The sequence below is a fragment of the Paenibacillus sp. SYP-B3998 genome (assembly GCF_010820665.1).
GTDB lineage: Bacteria > Bacillota > Bacilli > Paenibacillales > NBRC-103111 > Paenibacillus_E.
In genome coordinates, this window is sequence record NZ_JAAIKC010000003.1 from 340,305 (window position 1) to 357,242 (window position 16,938).

Below are 16,938 nucleotides of genomic sequence, written 5' to 3' on the forward strand. Positions count from 1 at the left end.
TGCATGACAAGGAGGGGAAAGGGTTTATACCTTTTCCCTCAGAATTAGCGTTCTACTGCGTGACACACTCTTTAGTAAAAACGGGGTGCGGTTGGTCTATGAATGACCGCCGCGCCCCGTTCTTTTTATTATTACTTTCTGACTAATTGCGTTTATATATTTAATTGTAAGCTTCCATAACACTTTTCCCAACAAAAACATCAACACACCCATCAAAATAGAAATTGGCAAGTACTGCATTGGGCGGCTTGCTATAAATGCTTCAATTTCGATTGTTATTCCGGCAATTTCATATCCCATAAGATACCCGACAAATTTAATAATTCCGCCTATCGGTGCAATAACTCCACTAATCATAAAAGTAATGGAAAATCGGCAAAACAAACTTCGCATTTTCTATGTGCTGTGGTATGATAAATAAATTGCACTAAATCTATATTTAACGCAATTTAGATTCTAGCGAACGGAGATAATTGTTTTGGTACAAGTAGATGACTACGATGATGACTGGTTAGAGTTATTTGACTCTTGGATGAAGGATCAAGGCTTCACGATTCGAACACAAAAAGCATATCTGGGCGATGTGCGTTTATTTCTTGGCGCTATGCAAAAATCAGTGGCTACTATGGAAGCCATCGATGTTATGCGTTTCTTAACAAAAATGCGTCAGGGGGGAGCGGGGGATGCGGCTCGGAATCGGTACCTGTCTGCTATCCGTACTTTTTTCACGGCGATGATTGAGCTTAATCTCGTGCAAACGAATCCATCTCTTAACGTGAAAAAATCCAAAGTAGAAAAAAATCAAATCCCTACTTATCTGGATGAGAAGCTGTTAACCGTATTCCTAGAATCTATTGAGGGGAAATATCAAATCCGAAATGTAGCGATGTTTTTGCTAATGAGTTATGCGGGTTTACGTGTCAGCGAACTACACCGTTTGAATATTGGCGATCTTAACAAATCGAATAACATTTTGCAGGTGTTTGGAAAAGGGAGGAAGTGGCGCGTCATTCCACTCCCCATAGAGTTGGTGAAGGTGTTAAATAAAGCGTTGCAGGAGCGCATAGAAGCGAGGAATGCTACAGAGCAAGCTTTCTTTGTTTCTCAATTCGGCCGAAGGATTAGCGTTCGTATGATTCAGACGATTGCCGAGAAGAACTTCGAGGCGCTCAAAAAAAGCTATTCAGAGCTGCAAGGTAAATCCATTTCAAGTCACAAGCTTCGACATACATTTGCGACGATGCAAGTATTAGCGGGTACGGATATTCGTACCCTCCAGGAGCTGCTCGGGCATGCAAGCATTCAGACGACCCAGATTTACACACATGTTGGCGATAAACAAAAACAAGATGCGATGAATCGTGTGCCGACATACGTCCCTGAAAGCTTAGGAATATAAATTTAACCTGCAATCAACTTTACGGTTAATTATGTACTAATGTTGAGTAACTACATGGAATCTTTAATTTTCAAGCTGTTCCTCTTTGATGAAAGCGTAGTTCTAGATATCCATCTTTGAATCAGGTTGTTCATAACCAAAGCGCTGATCACAATAAGGATACCCGTTAATTGAGCTGCGCCAATTCCGACTCCCTGAATCATGCTGATCGTGACCGTCGTTACAGGAACGATATTCATGAACAGGACACCATTAGTCGGCTTCAAAATTTTGTTACCAACATTCCAAGTAAAGACGGCAAGAACACCTGCGATGAGGATCATATACAACAATTCAGGCGTTGCGGCAAATAACTTGTCTAAGCTAGGTATTGTAAGCAGTCCCAAAGCTGTTCCTAGAGCTACAATCAATATATTGACCAGTGTACCAAAACAAGTGGTCAGGGTAGTGTAACGCAATGGTGACCAACCTACGAATTGACCGCCGCCCATTGTGTAGATTACCCAACATAAAGCACCGAGCAATATCAGTAAATCGGCAAATAAATTAGATTTTGCTTGAAGGAGCACGCTGAAATCGCCATTCGTTATAACCAGTAAGGAACCTGTCAGAGCAATCAAAATGGAGATGAAGTTAAATGAAGTAGGTTTTACTTTTTTAACTCCCCAATTAACGAATACGGTCATCAGGGGCATTAGTGCCATCATAACAGACGCGATAATCGCTCCGGATGGTCCACTAAGCTTCTGACCAGCAAAGACCAAAAAGCCGAATCCCGAAAAACCGGCAGCCCCAAAGAACAAGAGCTTCCAAGTTTTATCTTCAAGCCGAAAGGCTTTTTTACCCTCGAATATCGCTAATAAAATAAGGAATACAAGGCCCGCAGCCAAATACCTTATCGTTGTAAAGTAAAAGGGGTCCATATTCTGTAAAGCGACGCGCATGACAGGAAACATACCTCCCCAAGCTAAGACAGAAATCAGACAATATAACACACCCACTACAACCGTATTCTTTTTCAATTCAAAAACCTCCTTCGGTGGTCACAACAAATTGATAAATTGGAAAGAATGCATTGGACATTCGTTCCTTTTTTGTAAATACAAAAAACCCGCCCCTGTAAAGGGACGAGTTCAATACCCGTGTTACCACCCTAGTTTCACTTTAAATAAGTGACACTCCACTCACGTATCCAATAATACGTGGTCCTTATAACGTAGGAAATCCGGCATCGCTTACTTCATTTCAGCTTGCTTCTCGGAGATGGCTTTCAGCTATCTTCTAACCGTTGGTTTTCATCAATCCCAACTTTCTGTTAGATCAGATGTATAGCTTACTTCTTCTCTTCATTGAATTTTTTTGTTTCTGTATGAAATTATTAGCAATCATAAATCACAAGTTATTTTTCTGTCAACAAAAAGATTCGAATTGATTTATTAAATAAGAAATTAGAAGTGGTTATTAAATCGTAGACAGCAAGGATACAATAGGTAAATTACGAAACTAGAGAGAGAATTGGAGATAGGGAGGTTCACTCTCGATGGGGGGATTATCTCGTAAAGATGCTATTAATATAAGGGTTGATAGCACAGGGGCAACTGTCGAAAACGCGGCAGATGGCATTCGTCTCTGTTTACCCAGGTTTTATCGAGACACCGTTAGCCTCCGACGAAGTTTTCTATGTCACGGGGACAGAATTGATCGTTGACGATGGATACTTGTTAACATAACAAATGATATGTATACAAAATTGAATTCCTTCGTTTACGTTTAAAGTTTTCGTCCAATTGCTCATTGTCGATGTTATCTGAATCTAGTATATTGGATTTACAGCTGTTGGAAAAAGGAGGACATTCATCATGAAAGTGTTATTTATATGTGGTACATGATGATTGGCCAAGCTGCTTCCAAGCATATGATGAAGACGGGCCATGAATTAACCTTAGGTGAACAGTGGTATGAAGCACAACCAGAGACACTGTACACACGATGCTGCTTGGAATGACTACAAGGATTGAATCCTCAAAGGTTATGAAGGAAGCTCATAGAACTTATAATTAATGTTGTTAATAATTAGTTATATTAATTAATATAAAAGGACCTACATACACGAAAGGTAATATTTGAAATAACTTGTTTAGTCAATTTAACAAATTAATTTAAAGGTATTTGCTGCCGCAGCGAGGTACGCAGATTACGCTAGCTATTCTTTTATTTGCATCGATCGGGATGCAGCTCATTAATCCGCAAATAATTGGCTTTTTCATTGATACGGCACAATCCCAAGGGGGGCTATGAAGCCACTTATGGCGAACTGGGAAGAACGCAAATTAAAGGAATAGCCTGGATTATTATGTGAAATATCTTGGCTGTATGAAGAGCATTCATTTTGGGAGGATAAGTCAGCCAATCAATATTTCATGTGGTATTATGTGTTTAAAGATGAAATTAACCACCGCGGACAGATCCGTTGGGTACGGAAAAGATTGCCGTTTTAGGCGCTTAGGAGGAACGTATATGACGAGGGCTAGGCGAGTCGGTCAAACAGCAACGGTTGGCTTTCAGATCGGAGTTAGAAGGACGCTTCCTGTTTCCCCAGAGGAGGTATGGAAGGTGCTAACTTCGCCGGAAGGCAGGCAAGATTGGTTAGGGAATTTAGAAGATGTCCGTTTCACGGAAAGCCACAATTATGAAACGGTAGAAGGGACAACGGGCGAATTTCGCGTCGTGAAGCCACTCCATCAAATCCGTCTAACTTGGCAGCCCAAAAACTGGCCGCAGCCGTCAACGTTACAAATTCGGCTAATCGCTATCCAAGCAGGCCGAACAACGATCAGCTTTCATCAGGAGAAGCTTGCGGGTGAGCAGCAAAGAGAAGCGATGAAGCTGCGCTGGGAAATAGCGATTGCTAACTTACATGATCGGATTAAGGAGTACGATCATGATTAACAGTTTAATTATCGTGTTTATCCTGACAATGATTATTCACACGGCGGAGACGTTGTCCTATTCTGTTCGTTTTGCTGGTGTTCAGTTGAATAAAATTGCTGTTGCGCTGTCTTTGACCGGAATCATTGTACTCGTATCACGTACCGCGAATTTGATTCAAGCGCCTCTAACCGCGAAATTTGTGGATTATGCAAAGATTGAACCTACGTTTGATCTTGAGCGTTATTTACGTATTATTTTATTTGCGTCGTCAATAGGCACGTTAATTGCGATTGCTTTATTTCCTTCGTTTATTAATATAAGCGCCAGAATTATAGCCAAATTGGAAGTGGCTGGTTCGCTACCGAAGCTGATTACAAGCGTGACGATTGATCAAATTAAGAACACCAAAAATTACTTGAAAAAACCAAGCTTTAAGCTAAGTCATTTCCGATATTTAGGCATTCCCAAACGGTTTCTTTTGCTAAATATAGTGGTTACGGCGTTCTATTCGGTCGGGGTGTTATCCTCTTTGTATGCGGCGCACCTATTGCCGCAGTTCAGTACGACAGCTTCCCAAGCCTCAGGCATCATTAACGGGATTGCAACTATTTTACTAACCATATTCATTGATCCCCAATTAGGTCTGATCACAGACAAAGCTTTACATAATGAAGAGCATCGCCATCAGCTTGGTAAAATTTACGCGCTACTCATGACATCCCGATTTTTCGGTACTTTGCTCGCACAGATTGTACTGATTCCTTCGGCTCATTTTATTGGTATCATCGTGAAGTGGATCGTTTAATTGACCTTTGTCCTTTCCCTAATCGAGCTTGCTTTGTTATAATAGCTAGTATCTTAGTAGCGCAGCTAGAAACGGAGCCATGGAAATGAAGAAGTTCAAGAAGTTTTATATCGAAATTACGAGTGTGTGCAATTTGGCCTGCACGTTCTGTCCACAAACGAAACGACAAGCTAATTTCATAAAAATAGATACCTTTACAAACATCTTGGAGCAAATTAAGCCTCACACGGATCATATTTATCTTCATGTCAAAGGAGAACCGCTGCTTCATCCCAAAATTGATGAACTGCTGGATCTGAGCCATGAGAAGGGCTTTAAAGTCAATATCACGACAAATGGCACGCTCATTAATAAAAATAGGCATAAGCTGCTAGACAAACCGGCGCTTCGTCAAATGAATTTCTCGCTGCATAGCTTTGACGGACATGAGGGCTCAGAAGATAAGGAAGGCTATGTATGGAACATTCTTAAGTTTGCCAAGGAAATCGTAGCGAAGTCCAATGTGATTATCTCCTTTCGATTATGGAATTTGGACACGGACAACCAGACGAATTTGGAACGAAATCGGAACCGTGAAGTACTGGAGATGCTGGAACGGGAGTTCGAACTGGATTATAAAATTGATGAGAAATTCATCCGCGGCACAGGCGTAAAGCTGGCCGATCGGGTATATCTGAATCAAGATCATGAATTCCAATGGCCAGATCTAAAAGCCGAGGAGATCGCAGGGCCGGGCTTCTGCCACGCACTGCGAAACCAAGCGGGTATTTTAGTTGATGGAACTGTCATTCCTTGTTGTCTGGATGGTGAAGGGGTTATTAATTTGGGCAATATCAACGATACACCTTTCTCAGATATTGTAGAAGGGGAACGCGCGAATCGTTTATTCGAGGGCTTCTCCAGACGCGAAGTCGTCGAAGAATTATGCCGCAAGTGCGGGTATCGGGAACGTTTTAGCATGTAATTTGCCAAAAGCTTAGTCCAAGCAGTCTTAAACTGTCGGATTAAGCTTTTTCTATGTAAATGTTCATATTTGTCTTTGCTTTTAATGTGAGATCATGGGATAATTATGTTTTGCTCTAATTCTATTTTCTGGAGGCTTTTACATTGGCACGATATCCCTTTGCATATGATCACGCACAACCTTACATGCAGCAGGTCTCGGATTGGATTGCTGATATTTTCTATGAAATCTTGCCTGAAGCTGGCTTCGAAGTGCGAGACGAACAGATTTATATGGCGTTTCAGTTGGAACGCGCCTTTGCAGAGAAACAAACGATATTCGCGGAAGCAGGCGTGGGCACAGGGAAAACGCTCGTTTATTTATTATATGCCATTTGTTATGCACGATTTATGAATAAACCTGCTATTATTGCTTGCGCAGACGAATCTTTGATTGAACAATTAGTAAAACCCGGTGGGGATATTGATAAACTGTCGAAGCATTTGAATCTTGCGATTGACGCGAGACTTGCTAAGTCGCCAGATCAATATGTGTGCTTGGTTAAGTTGGACGAGGCTCGTTTGGGACATGAGGATATAGGAACTTATCGTGAACTTTATGAGAGTCTGCCTGACTTCGTTCATACGAGAGAAGCACTGCAAACCTTCCATGCTTATGGAGATCGCAAGCATTACCCCAATTTGAATGATGAACAATGGAACAGAATCGGTTGGGATGCTTTCCAGGATTGCTTCGTGTGTGACAAAAGGCATCGCTGTGGACAAACCCTTTCACGTGAAGCTTATAGACGGTCTGCCGATCTAATCATCTGTTCACATGATTTCTATATGGAGCACGTATGGACCTATGAAGGGAGAAAGCGCGAAGGACAACTTCCTTTATTACCTGATCATTGTACGGTTGTTTTCGATGAAGGACATTTGATGGAATCAGCGGCTCAGAAGGCATTGACCTACAAGCTAAAGCACATCGTGTTCGAAGAGTTAGTCATTCGTCTGTTAAAAGGCGAGGTACGCGAAACGTTAGCCGTACTTATTGACGAAGCCATCGATCAGAGTGAATTGATGTTCGAAGTGCTTGAAAGCTGTTGTCAGCCGATTGTGGGTTCGGATCGTAAACAGATTGTGATGAAGGACCAATTATTTAAAGAAATTCATCGACTCTGTGATATCCTAACGGCGATAGAAGAGGAGCTCGTATTCGAGAGCGAACTATTCACGTTAAATGATTACCAGTTGCGTATCGTTGAAGAGCACCTTGAGATGATGCAGAAAGCGCTTGGCTTGTTTCAAAAGGACGGGGCCTTCATCTGTTGGGCGTCGGAGAGTATCACAGGTCTCAGCCTAGTGGTTATGCCGCGAACGGTGAAGGAAGTATTGCGAGAACGTGTCTTTTCTGCCAAAATGCCGATTGTGTTCTCCTCGGCGACGTTATCGGTAGAAACCTCATTCGATTATGTTGCAAACAGTTTAGGGCTTGATAAGTATCTTTCATTTTCCGTGAATTCCCCCTACGATTACGCTGAACGCATGGAAGTCATTACGCCCAAATGGACGTTTGGTGGAACATTTGAGGAGAAATTGGAAGCCGCGGTACGCCTGTTGAAACGAACGGAAGGACGAGCGCTAATTTTATTCCCGACGCACGAAGAGCTACAACGGTTTAAGCGAGAAATTATGCTGTCCGGGCAATGCAAAGCGATGCGCTTCTTTTTTGAAGGAGATCAAGAAATTAGTCACCTGATCGCGTCTTTTCAGGAGGACGAGCACAGCGTGTTAGGAGCAGTCAGCTTGTGGGAAGGACTTGACGTTCCGGGTCCCTCACTATCCAATGTGATCGTATGGGCACTGCCTTTTCCACCGCAAGACCCTGTGTTTAATGCAAAGCGTCAAGCATCGCCTTCTCCATACGAAGAGGTGGATATCCCGTATATGCTGCTGCGACTCAGACAAGGTATGGGGCGTTTGATCCGTACGCGTGATGATCGTGGAATCATTGCCATTTTTAGCGAGGAAGTTCACCATAACGAAAACTTACGCGAACATATTGTCCGGGTCCTGCCTGAGGGTGTTCACCTCTCCGATGAGTAATGGGTACCAGCATAGCTGACACCACCCGCAAACGTATGGATTAAATTGGGGATTTATTTATAACCTCGTTATATTCCTAAGTATTTGGCCAAAATCTTGCGGATTCCCCTGTCCGTGTATTTCGCTTCTTAAATGCTGAAACAAACTTTTTAAGTAAGCATAGTCCGGTCGTTCTGCGCGAAGATACTTCGCCAGTTCCCGGGCTTTCTTTTTTGCGGATATACGTTTTTCAATCATGCAAGTTCACATTCCAATGGAAGTCTTTCCTTCATGTCCAATCGGAATGTACCATATGGATTAACGTAGGTATAGATCAAGGGTGTCACCGCACGCAAATCTTCCGGAGTCATTAGATCAACCCATTTCTTCTCCGATAAAATGTTTTTGGAACATGACGGTATTAATGTAGACTAAGTCTGTTTACAAAAAGAAAATCGAAACTTTTTGAAGCCGAATGAAGAGGTAAAAGCGGAAGTATGGAACGGTCACATTTGGGTGAAGCTCTACGACATTAGCTATACCCCATCGGATTTATCTGCCGTTTCGGTACCGCCCACCCGCGATCCAGCGGATCTCCCGATACTGGTTTCCGCGATGATCGCACAACCCGATCTTCTGGTCACCGGCGACTACGCATATTTACAACCTTGTCTTAATATATTTAGAAAGTGTATTTAACAAAATCATTAAATTAATTTTTGAGGGAGGATTAGTTATGGAGAGGCCTATTGGAATTATTGTATCGGAACCAGGTCCTTTAGCAGGTCAAGGCAGTCGCTCAAGCGGTAACTTTTCGACTGAATGGTTTGGAGGTGCTCATCGAATGATCGTTGAAGTAACGGTTGACGGTCAAGCTGATGAAACGATTATCTTTAGTATTGCTGAAGACCGCAGCGGCAGTGATCCTGTAAAAGCTCGTGATGTACGTAACAATACAGAACTGGGCTATATCGAGAGCAATTCGCTTTATATTTGTGAAACAAGATGTCCAACGAACAAAAATTTTACGGTTACGATTAAACCTTATGTCAGTAAATAGAAGACACGACAAGGAGGAATAATGATGAGTAGACCTATTGCAGTTGTAGTATCGAGTTTATCGAGATTAGATGAACAATGGAGCCGCACAAGCGGTAATTTTTCGACGAAATGGTTTGGCTCCTGCAAAGCTATGGACGTTGAAGTGACGGTTGATGGCAAAATTGATAATAATATCACGTTTAGCATGGCGATTGACATTGAGAATGGCAACGATGTTGTTAAATACAATGAGGTCAAAAATGGCTCTCGGTTAGAATATGCTGATTCTAATACGTTTTATATTTGCAATTTGAACCCCCATTTAAGTCAAAGCAAAAATTTTAAGATTACACTCCGACCTGTTGTTTAACCAAATATCAGATTAGTCTTTTCTAGCCAGATTTAATTGATGCGTATGTACTGTGCCACTCAGTTTCCCTGTTGGGAACCGAGCGGCTTTATCACCTAATCGCTTAATAAAATCCACATAGGGACTCTCTCAATAAGCGACTATGAAGAACTGTTAGTTTGCGGTTGGTGTCAGCTACGCTGATACTGGGCCTAATCCTAGGGAGTCGAATGTGGTCCCCCGCGTAATGATGGATGAAAGGTCGTTTGCAATTGATTTAGCTATCGAAAAAGTAAATAAAGGCGCTGCTTGAGCTGTGATTCTAACAGCTCGAGTAGCGCCTTTGTTATAATCGCATAAGCGATTACAAATAAGATCATATTGTACAGCTTGTTATAACCTAAGTAGTTCGAAAATTTTAGGAAAAATTTGTTAAGTAGCTATTCGAATTCGTGTATACTAAAATTGATTTTATTTTTCATAGATTCAGCAAAACCAGTTGTATACGTCATACGATATAACGTGAAAGGGAAAATTACGATGAATTTAAGAAGTCAAATTGGCGTATGGATCGTCATTTTATTTATTGAATTTCTATATTTCTATGCGTTGATACATGAACCTCATGTTTCGGAAGAAGTTATTTTCATGGTGTCGCTAATTGCAGCAACTCTAGTGGTGGGCGGAATGGCCGTTTTAAAATCAAAAGAAGTTTAAGCAAAAGGGGCAATCAGCCCCTTTTACAGTTTTAAACCATTACTCGTTCCATACGTCATCTATATATTGGAAGTTTTTCTTAGATTAATTTGAAAGGATGAACGCGATTATGACGATAAAATCAGTCCTATTCGATTTTGATGGCACGCTTGCAGACACATTACCCTTATCATTTATGGCATTTAGATCCGTATTCTTAACGTATGAGAATAAGTTAATGAGCAATGAAGATATCGTAAATACATTTGGGCCAACCGAAGAAGAGATAATATCAATTCATCTTTCTAACAAGGATTTGGTCAACGAAGCGATCGAGCATTACTATGCCTTTTTTGAACAACAATTTCATGATTGTGTCGTCATGCCAATTGACATTATTGAGCTGCTTAATGACTTGTCGCAGCAACAGATTAAAATGATTATTATTACAGGTAAAAGCAGGAGATGCTTAGACATTTGTTTGAAAAATCTTGGCATTGACCACTATTTCCTAAGTTCAATAGCTGGTGATGAGGTTAATAAATCCAAACCAGATCCTGAAGGCATTTTTAAAGCGATGGAACTCTTTCAGCTAAAACCTGAAGAAGTCATTTTTGTAGGCGATAGCAATGCGGATATCGTTGCCGGAAAGTCTGCAAATCTCTTGACAATCGGAGCGCATTGGTTTGAAACCGTACAGAACCGGACTTTTTCAATAGAACCAGACTTTATATACAAACATACGACTGATCTCAAACTACTTATTAACAATTCTCGAACGAAGGAATTACTCCAAGAAAAATGACGGATGTAGATCCCAAGAAGGAGTCGAATGCTTTGTATACTGCCTTTATTTTTGATATGGATGGTGTCATCATTGATAGTGAGCCGCTCCATTTTGAAGTTGATCTAGATGTAATGAAAAATCTTGGTCTTCTTATTTCGAAAGAAGAGCTAGAAGACTACGTAGGGATGACAAATCCAGAGATGTGGTCTAGGTTAAAGGACAAATACGCGTTTAACCCTTCTGTAGCTGAGATCATCGATGTTCAATTAGCGAAGAAGCTGTCACATCTCAATGAATCTAATGAACGGCCAATTGAAGGCATTATGGCATTAATTCAGTTGCTAAAGTTAACAAATAAGAAGATTGGCTTAGCCTCTTCATCGCCTAGAACTTTTATTGAAGCCGTATTAACCAAATTCAATATACTGACTTTTTTTGACTGTATCCTAAGTGGAGAGGAAGTGTCACGCGGCAAGCCTGCACCAGATATTTATGTGAAAATTGCCGAGATGCTTGAGACTGGAGTCGGGTCATGCATCGTGCTTGAAGACTCTAGGAACGGTATCGCCGCAGCCAAAGCTGCAGGAATGAAATGCATCGGATTCAAAAATTTGAACTCTGGTCTTCAAGATCTTAGTAAAGCGGATTACGTCGTGGAGAGGATCACAGAGATTAATAGTGAACTGCTTGAATCTCTGTAGTAAAAGGAGCGAGACCCTGATTCAAGCTTATGCATCAATTAGTCAATATACGTTAATAATTTTTTACGGATATAGAAAATGCCGAAGTTGCGTGCATGGTCGATCGTATGACTGCCATCCAAGAACGTCCTGGTAATCCCATGGGCATCCAAATTAAATATTTCGGCGGTGCTACTGCCTTTTATAGCAAGGAGATGTCTTGGCCCAATTCAACACGGTAAAGGGACTTAGCCTTAGTGAGCTGGATTGTATTGATGAAATTATAGATTTTTATACAAGCAAGAATAGGAAGCTGCAATTCGAAAGCATTCCCACTAAGGCTGATCATGACCTCATGAGATCTCTTTCATTGAAAGGCTTTTATCAATCCGATTTCCACACTAGCTTTTTCTGTAAACCAAGTGATAGGACTAGCAGTCATAATGAGGCTATCAACATTCGAGAATTAGGAGCAGATGAGTTTGATTTATATGCAGAAATTCATTGTCGAGGCACTGGTTTGCCAATTGCGGGCAAAGATCATGTCGCTGGGAATAACAAAATCTTATACAACCGTAAAGGGTGGAAGTTCTATTTAGCTTTGATCAATAATACTCCGGCAGGCGTAGGTGTCCTGTTTTTGAAGGATGGGATAGCCTCTTTGACCTTTGCGACGACACTTCACGTATGTAGGAACAGTGGGCTTCAGAGAGCTTTAATTGAAAGGAGAATCAGCGATGCAATGAACAATGATTGTCGATTGGTAGTCAGTCAAGCCGCCTATGTGTCGACAAGCCATCGGAACATGGAACGAAGCGGTATGAGAATAGGCTACACGAGGGCGACGTGGGTTCAGTCCTAAGATTAAACGAAGGCAATATGCTCTATGAAGTGCCAAAAAACAACGAACAGAACGTGTGTTCTATTCCTAAAAGAGTGTTTTTTATTTCAATACCTTGTGTTACGATGTAAAATATGATATTCTCTTCCTATAACTTAATCAAATCCTATCTTTAGACGAAAGCACGCTTTCGCTGCTAAAGATTTTTTTTGAATCAATACATCGTATAACGATATAAGTAGTGTTACAAAGTTCTGAATTGAATTTAATGGAGGAAATGGATATGAACAATAAAACGATATTAATCACGGGTGGAACAGGTTCCTGGGGGCAGGCACTAGTTAAAAAGCTATTAACGAAAGAACCGAAGGAAATTCGCATTTTCTCCCGTAATGAAGCTCTTCAAGTAGAGATGAAACAAGCCTTTCAAAATCATCCTTTATTAACTTTTATTATTGGGGATATTCGAGATAAATACGAGATTATACAAGCTTGCCAGCAAGTTGATGTGATTTATCATTTGGCTGCCTTAAAGCATGTGCCAATCTGTGAACAGCAGCCAGATTGTGCTTATAAAACTAATGTGTTGGGAACTCAACATGTCATTCAAGCTGCCATTCAAAACAAGGTCGAGAAAGTAATCTATGTGTCAACGGATAAAGCTTCACATCCATCAAGCACGTATGGAATGACCAAAGCGCTCGGAGAGAAGCTAATTATTCATGCTAACTTAAGGGAGTCAAGCACGCAATTTGTATGTGTAAGAAGCGGGAATGTACTAGGTTCTACAGGCAGTGTAGTTCCTATTTTTAAACAACGAATTGAACAGGGGCTTGATGTTTGCTTAACGGATAACCGAATGACCCGCTTCTTTTTAACCATAAGCGATGCTATTCAATTGCTGCTTAAGGCAACAGAAGACAGCCGAGGCGGAGAAATTTATGTAACTAAAATGCCTGCGTGCAGGATTAAGGACCTGGCCGAAGTATTAATTGAAAATTTCACAACTTCCGCGATTGGAACAAAGGAAATCGGCATGCGCCCAGGCGAACGCTTGAATGAAATTCTTATCTCAGAATTTGAAAGCTACCTCGCCATTAATCTGGATGATGATTATTACGTCATCTTACCACCCTTTCCAATTGAGGGATTACAAGCGTTTTATGCCTCATTTGCACCCGTAGATTTAAAATCCTACGATTCTGAGCATGCTTTAATGAATCAACACGAAATCAGGGACATGCTGCATAAAGGTGGACTTATGGCATGAATAAAACGATTGTATTCACCGGGGGCGGTTCCGCTGGTCACGTTAGCGCCAATTTAGCACTAATTGCTAAGTGCGTAGAAGAAAAGTGGGATATTCATTATATGGGTTCTAAGTATGGGATAGAAAGAAAACTTGTGTCGGAGATAGAACAAGTGACCTACCATACCGTTTCCACTGGCAAGCTAAGGCGTTATTTCTCATGGGACAACCTGAAAGACGTGTTTAAAGTAGTGAAGGGCGTATTTCAGGCTTATCGACTGATTAAAAAGTTGAGACCCGCTGTCGTATTTTCAAAAGGGGGGTTCGTGTCTGTTCCTGTTGTGCTTGGCGCGAGACTTTGTAAAGTACCTGTTATTATTTATGAACCTGATTTGAACATGGGACTGGCAAATAAAATTGCCTTTCCATTTGCTTCAAAAGTGTGTGCGGCTTTTCAAGATACGGTCAAGAAGCATTCATCTCCAAAAACGATTCATGTGGGCCCGATCATTCGACAGACCCTTAAAGAAGGACATGCAGACAGAGGGAAAAAGGCGTGCAATTTTATAGATGATCAGCCTGTACTTCTTATTATGGGAGGAAGCCAGGGGGCCCAGACGATAAATGAAATTGTGAAACGTGTAAGACATGATCTTGGTCAGCGCTACCAAATTATTCATATTTGCGGAAAAGGAAAGATGGATGAAACGGCATGGATGCCTGGGTATGCGTCGTTTGAATATGTAGGTAAGGAGCTCCCAGACTTTTTGGCAATGGCTGATATCGTTGTTTCCCGAGCAGGCTCTAACTCCATAATGGAGCTCCTGGTATTACAAAAACCAATGATATTGATTCCGCATGCAAATGGTGCGAGCCGTAATGGTCAGTTGGCCAATGCGCAATATTTCCAAAACGAAGGGTACGCCGAACAATTGCTTGAGCAGCAAATGACACCTGAAAGCTTCTGTGAAACCATAGATAAAGTCTATAAGAACCGCCAGGTATACAGTGAAAACATGGAAAAACATCAAGAAGGCGGAGGCGCGGAGAGAACAATGGCGTTAATTCGCGAAGCAATCGGCGTGGAATCACAGATGAGGAACATGGATAGGTTGGGAATGAAATGAGGATAGCAACTTACATTTTTTTTAGTTTTGTAGCTCTAATTAGTATTTTGTTTATGTGCGGGAGAGAAGGTGGGTATTAGAGCGTTAGAACTGTTCAATCATCCATTTGAGGTTTATGGAATCTGAGAAAATTACCAAAATAGAGCAGAAGGATAGCTGCTCTAACAGGCAATAAACGATAGAAGTTGTGGTAACGGGCACAGCTTCTTTCGTGCGTAAGGAAGTGATTTTTCAACCTAGGAGAGTCGCCTTAACTTTGTTTGATTTCAAGCGAATATCGATTTTATATTGACAGAGCCGCTGAAAAGAGATATATTTCTCGTTGTAATAAGTAATTTTTACGAATAAGTACCCCAAATTCGTAATAATTACAATTTAGATTCGCATCATTTGCTGTATATTTCTTCCTATTTGAGAGGGTTTGAGAAAATGCTAATTGCTTCATTACGTGAAGTGGAGTTCGGCTACACAGATGTTCCATGTATTCAAGATGCTAATGTAGAGATACAATCAGGCGAATTTGTAGCTGTTACAGGTCCCAATGGCGCTTCAAAATCTACCCTGCTTAAATTACTTTTGGGTTTGCTAAAACCATGGAAAGGGAATGTCTTTTTGTCACCGACCAATAAGGATGGCAAAAAAATGCGAGTGGGCTATGTATCTCAACATATAGCTGCTTTTAACGGCGGTTTTCCTAGCACCATTCTGGAGTTTGTGCGCTCAGGTAGGCATGCAGACGGATCATGGTTTCGAAAGCTTAATAAGGATGACGAAGAACTTACAGAAAAGGCACTGCGTCAAGTAGGCATGTGGGAGCTGCGTCAACGCAAAATTGGGGAGCTTTCTGGCGGGCAGAAGCAGCGAATTTGCATTGCTCGTGCTCTTGCTCAAGATCCTGATATTCTAGTGTTAGATGAGCCGACGACGGGGATGGATCAGGCAAGTCGTTTTGGTTTCTACGAATTGATGCATCATCACGTCAAAGAGCGAGGCAGAACGGTTGTAATGGTAACGCATGGACTATCGGAGGTGGCTGCTTATTTAGACCGTATGATCGAATTAGAGAAGAAGGAGGATGGGGGATGGAGATGCTGCACTACGACTTCATGCAGCGGGCATTTTGTGCCGGTGGGTTAATTGCATTGATCGCTTCCGTACTAGGTGTATATCTCATGCTGCGTAGACAAGCCTTGATGGCGGATATGCTATCCCATGTGTCATTGGCAGGTGTTGCAGGAGGTGCCTATTTACATATAAATCCGACATTGACGGGGTTTGTCGTTGCTGTTTTAGGAGCAATTGCTGTCGAGTACGTGAGGAGGTCTTACAAAACCTACAGCGAGATTTCTATTGCGATTATTATGGTTGGCGGCTTATCAAGCGCCGTTGTGCTAATGAGCCTGAATCAAAGTGTCAATAAAAGCTTTTCCGCTTACTTGTTTGGATCGGTTGTTGCTGTTAATGAAACTGAACTGCTTCTCATGTTCATCGTAGCCATTATCGGTGGCGTTTTCTTCCTCGTGTTTCGTCGCCCGCTTTATCAAATCACTTTTGATGAGGACACAGCAAAAACAAATGGACTCCCTGTTAAATGGATATCCTTATGCTTCAGTGTTTTGACAGGAATGATTGTTTCTGCCGCTATGCCGATTGTAGGCGTTCTTCTTGTTTCTGCCCTCATTATCCTTCCAGCGGCACTTGCTATTCGAATTGCTGCAAGCTTTACTTCAGCTTTATTTCTGGCAATGGGCATAGGGCTGGTAGGCGTGTTTGCTGGACTTACGGCTTCTTATGAGCTTAGTACACCGCCTGGCGGGACGATTGCATTGCTCCTTTTATTCATTCTAATCATAGGGATTTGTTTGAGGAAGCTTTCACTACGATGGGGGATGAGCAAGGCCCGAAATAAACAGGGCATTCAAGTGGAAGCTTCTATACATAATAGCTTTTCACGTACGTCCAAGGATTCAATTCAAATAATTAATGAGGTTAAATATTAA

General features: G+C 41.5%; 17 protein-coding genes, 2 pseudogenes and 1 other annotated feature. Of the genes and pseudogenes, 16 read left to right on the forward strand and 3 right to left on the reverse strand.

Going from position 1 to position 16,938, the window contains the following annotated elements:
* Window positions 1-96: 96 nt before the first annotated feature.
* Window positions 97-357 (reverse strand): hypothetical protein, encoded by a 261-nt coding sequence (locus GK047_RS12050; RefSeq protein ID WP_240343913.1) that lies wholly within the window; start codon window positions 355-357, stop codon window positions 97-99.
* A 121-nt stretch (window positions 358-478) separates the two neighbouring features.
* Between GK047_RS12050 and GK047_RS12055 the strand changes: the two genes are divergently transcribed.
* Complete coding sequence (locus GK047_RS12055; protein WP_240343914.1) at window positions 479-1,399, forward strand: tyrosine-type recombinase/integrase; 921 nt, start codon at window positions 479-481, stop codon at window positions 1,397-1,399.
* A 50-nt stretch (window positions 1,400-1,449) separates the two neighbouring features.
* Here GK047_RS12055 and GK047_RS12060 read toward each other — a convergent pair whose 3' ends face one another.
* Window positions 1,450-2,421: a DMT family transporter gene (locus tag GK047_RS12060; protein WP_163946326.1), complete on the reverse strand. Its 972-nt coding sequence runs from the start codon at window positions 2,419-2,421 to the stop codon at window positions 1,450-1,452.
* 98 nt (window positions 2,422-2,519) lie between these two features.
* Window positions 2,520-2,758 (reverse strand) — a binding site (T-box leader).
* 1,028 nt (window positions 2,759-3,786) lie between these two features.
* On the opposite strand from GK047_RS12060, the pseudogene GK047_RS29605 reads away from it, so the two are divergent.
* From GK047_RS29605 to GK047_RS12080, 5 genes and pseudogenes are all read left to right on the forward strand, one after another.
* Window positions 3,787-3,897 (forward strand): annotated as a pseudogene (locus GK047_RS29605) (DinB family protein); the annotation flags it as partial.
* 19 nt (window positions 3,898-3,916) lie between these two features.
* Entirely contained in the window at window positions 3,917-4,348 is a 432-nt protein-coding gene (locus tag GK047_RS12065; RefSeq protein ID WP_163946330.1) for an SRPBCC family protein, read from the forward strand.
* Window positions 4,341-5,135 (forward strand): lipid II flippase Amj family protein, encoded by a 795-nt coding sequence (locus tag GK047_RS12070; RefSeq protein ID WP_163946333.1) that lies wholly within the window; start codon window positions 4,341-4,343, stop codon window positions 5,133-5,135. The genes GK047_RS12065 and GK047_RS12070 overlap by 8 nt, the downstream gene beginning before the upstream one ends.
* Before the next feature lie 85 nt (window positions 5,136-5,220).
* Window positions 5,221-6,099: a radical SAM/SPASM domain-containing protein gene (locus GK047_RS12075; RefSeq protein WP_163946336.1), complete on the forward strand. Its 879-nt coding sequence runs from the start codon at window positions 5,221-5,223 to the stop codon at window positions 6,097-6,099.
* A 143-nt stretch (window positions 6,100-6,242) separates the two neighbouring features.
* Window positions 6,243-8,189, forward strand: a complete 1,947-nt coding sequence (locus GK047_RS12080) for an ATP-dependent DNA helicase (RefSeq protein ID WP_163946339.1) — start codon at window positions 6,243-6,245, stop codon at window positions 8,187-8,189.
* Window positions 8,190-8,422: 233 nt separating this feature from the next.
* On the opposite strand, the pseudogene GK047_RS29610 reads toward GK047_RS12080, so the two are convergent.
* Window positions 8,423-8,603 (reverse strand): annotated as a pseudogene (locus GK047_RS29610) (Tn3 family transposase); the annotation flags it as partial.
* A gap of 301 nt (window positions 8,604-8,904) precedes the next feature.
* Between GK047_RS29610 and GK047_RS12085 the strand changes: the two are divergent.
* The 10 genes from GK047_RS12085 to GK047_RS12130 all read left to right on the forward strand — a co-directional run bounded on the left by GK047_RS12085 (window position 8,905) and on the right by GK047_RS12130 (window position 16,938).
* Window positions 8,905-9,228 (forward strand): hypothetical protein, encoded by a 324-nt coding sequence (locus GK047_RS12085; protein WP_163946343.1) that lies wholly within the window; start codon window positions 8,905-8,907, stop codon window positions 9,226-9,228.
* Between the two features lie 21 nt (window positions 9,229-9,249).
* Complete coding sequence (locus GK047_RS12090; RefSeq protein WP_163946346.1) at window positions 9,250-9,579, forward strand: hypothetical protein; 330 nt, start codon at window positions 9,250-9,252, stop codon at window positions 9,577-9,579.
* A 519-nt stretch (window positions 9,580-10,098) separates the two neighbouring features.
* Entirely contained in the window at window positions 10,099-10,275 is a 177-nt protein-coding gene (locus tag GK047_RS12095) for a hypothetical protein (RefSeq protein ID WP_163946350.1), read from the forward strand.
* A 109-nt stretch (window positions 10,276-10,384) separates the two neighbouring features.
* Window positions 10,385-11,059, forward strand: coding sequence for an HAD family hydrolase (locus GK047_RS12100; RefSeq protein WP_163946353.1), 675 nt, complete (start codon window positions 10,385-10,387; stop codon window positions 11,057-11,059).
* Window positions 11,056-11,742, forward strand: a complete 687-nt coding sequence (locus GK047_RS12105) for an HAD family hydrolase (protein WP_240343915.1) — start codon at window positions 11,056-11,058, stop codon at window positions 11,740-11,742. Before GK047_RS12100 ends, GK047_RS12105 begins: the two co-directional genes overlap by 4 nt.
* A 199-nt stretch (window positions 11,743-11,941) precedes the next feature.
* Window positions 11,942-12,583, forward strand: a complete 642-nt coding sequence (locus tag GK047_RS12110) for a GNAT family N-acetyltransferase (RefSeq protein ID WP_240343916.1) — start codon at window positions 11,942-11,944, stop codon at window positions 12,581-12,583.
* 262 nt (window positions 12,584-12,845) lie between these two features.
* Entirely contained in the window at window positions 12,846-13,832 is a 987-nt protein-coding gene (locus GK047_RS12115) for an SDR family NAD(P)-dependent oxidoreductase (RefSeq protein ID WP_163946357.1), read from the forward strand.
* A complete protein-coding gene (locus tag GK047_RS12120) occupies window positions 13,829-14,938 on the forward strand; it encodes an undecaprenyldiphospho-muramoylpentapeptide beta-N-acetylglucosaminyltransferase (protein ID WP_163946361.1) in 1,110 nt (369 codons plus the stop codon). Before GK047_RS12115 ends, GK047_RS12120 begins: the two co-directional genes overlap by 4 nt.
* A gap of 429 nt (window positions 14,939-15,367) precedes the next feature.
* On the forward strand, window positions 15,368-16,075 hold the full coding sequence (locus GK047_RS12125) for a metal ABC transporter ATP-binding protein (protein ID WP_163946364.1): 708 nt from the start codon (window positions 15,368-15,370) through the stop codon (window positions 16,073-16,075).
* A complete protein-coding gene (locus GK047_RS12130; RefSeq protein WP_163946367.1) occupies window positions 16,021-16,938 on the forward strand; it encodes a metal ABC transporter permease in 918 nt (305 codons plus the stop codon). Before GK047_RS12125 ends, GK047_RS12130 begins: the two co-directional genes overlap by 55 nt.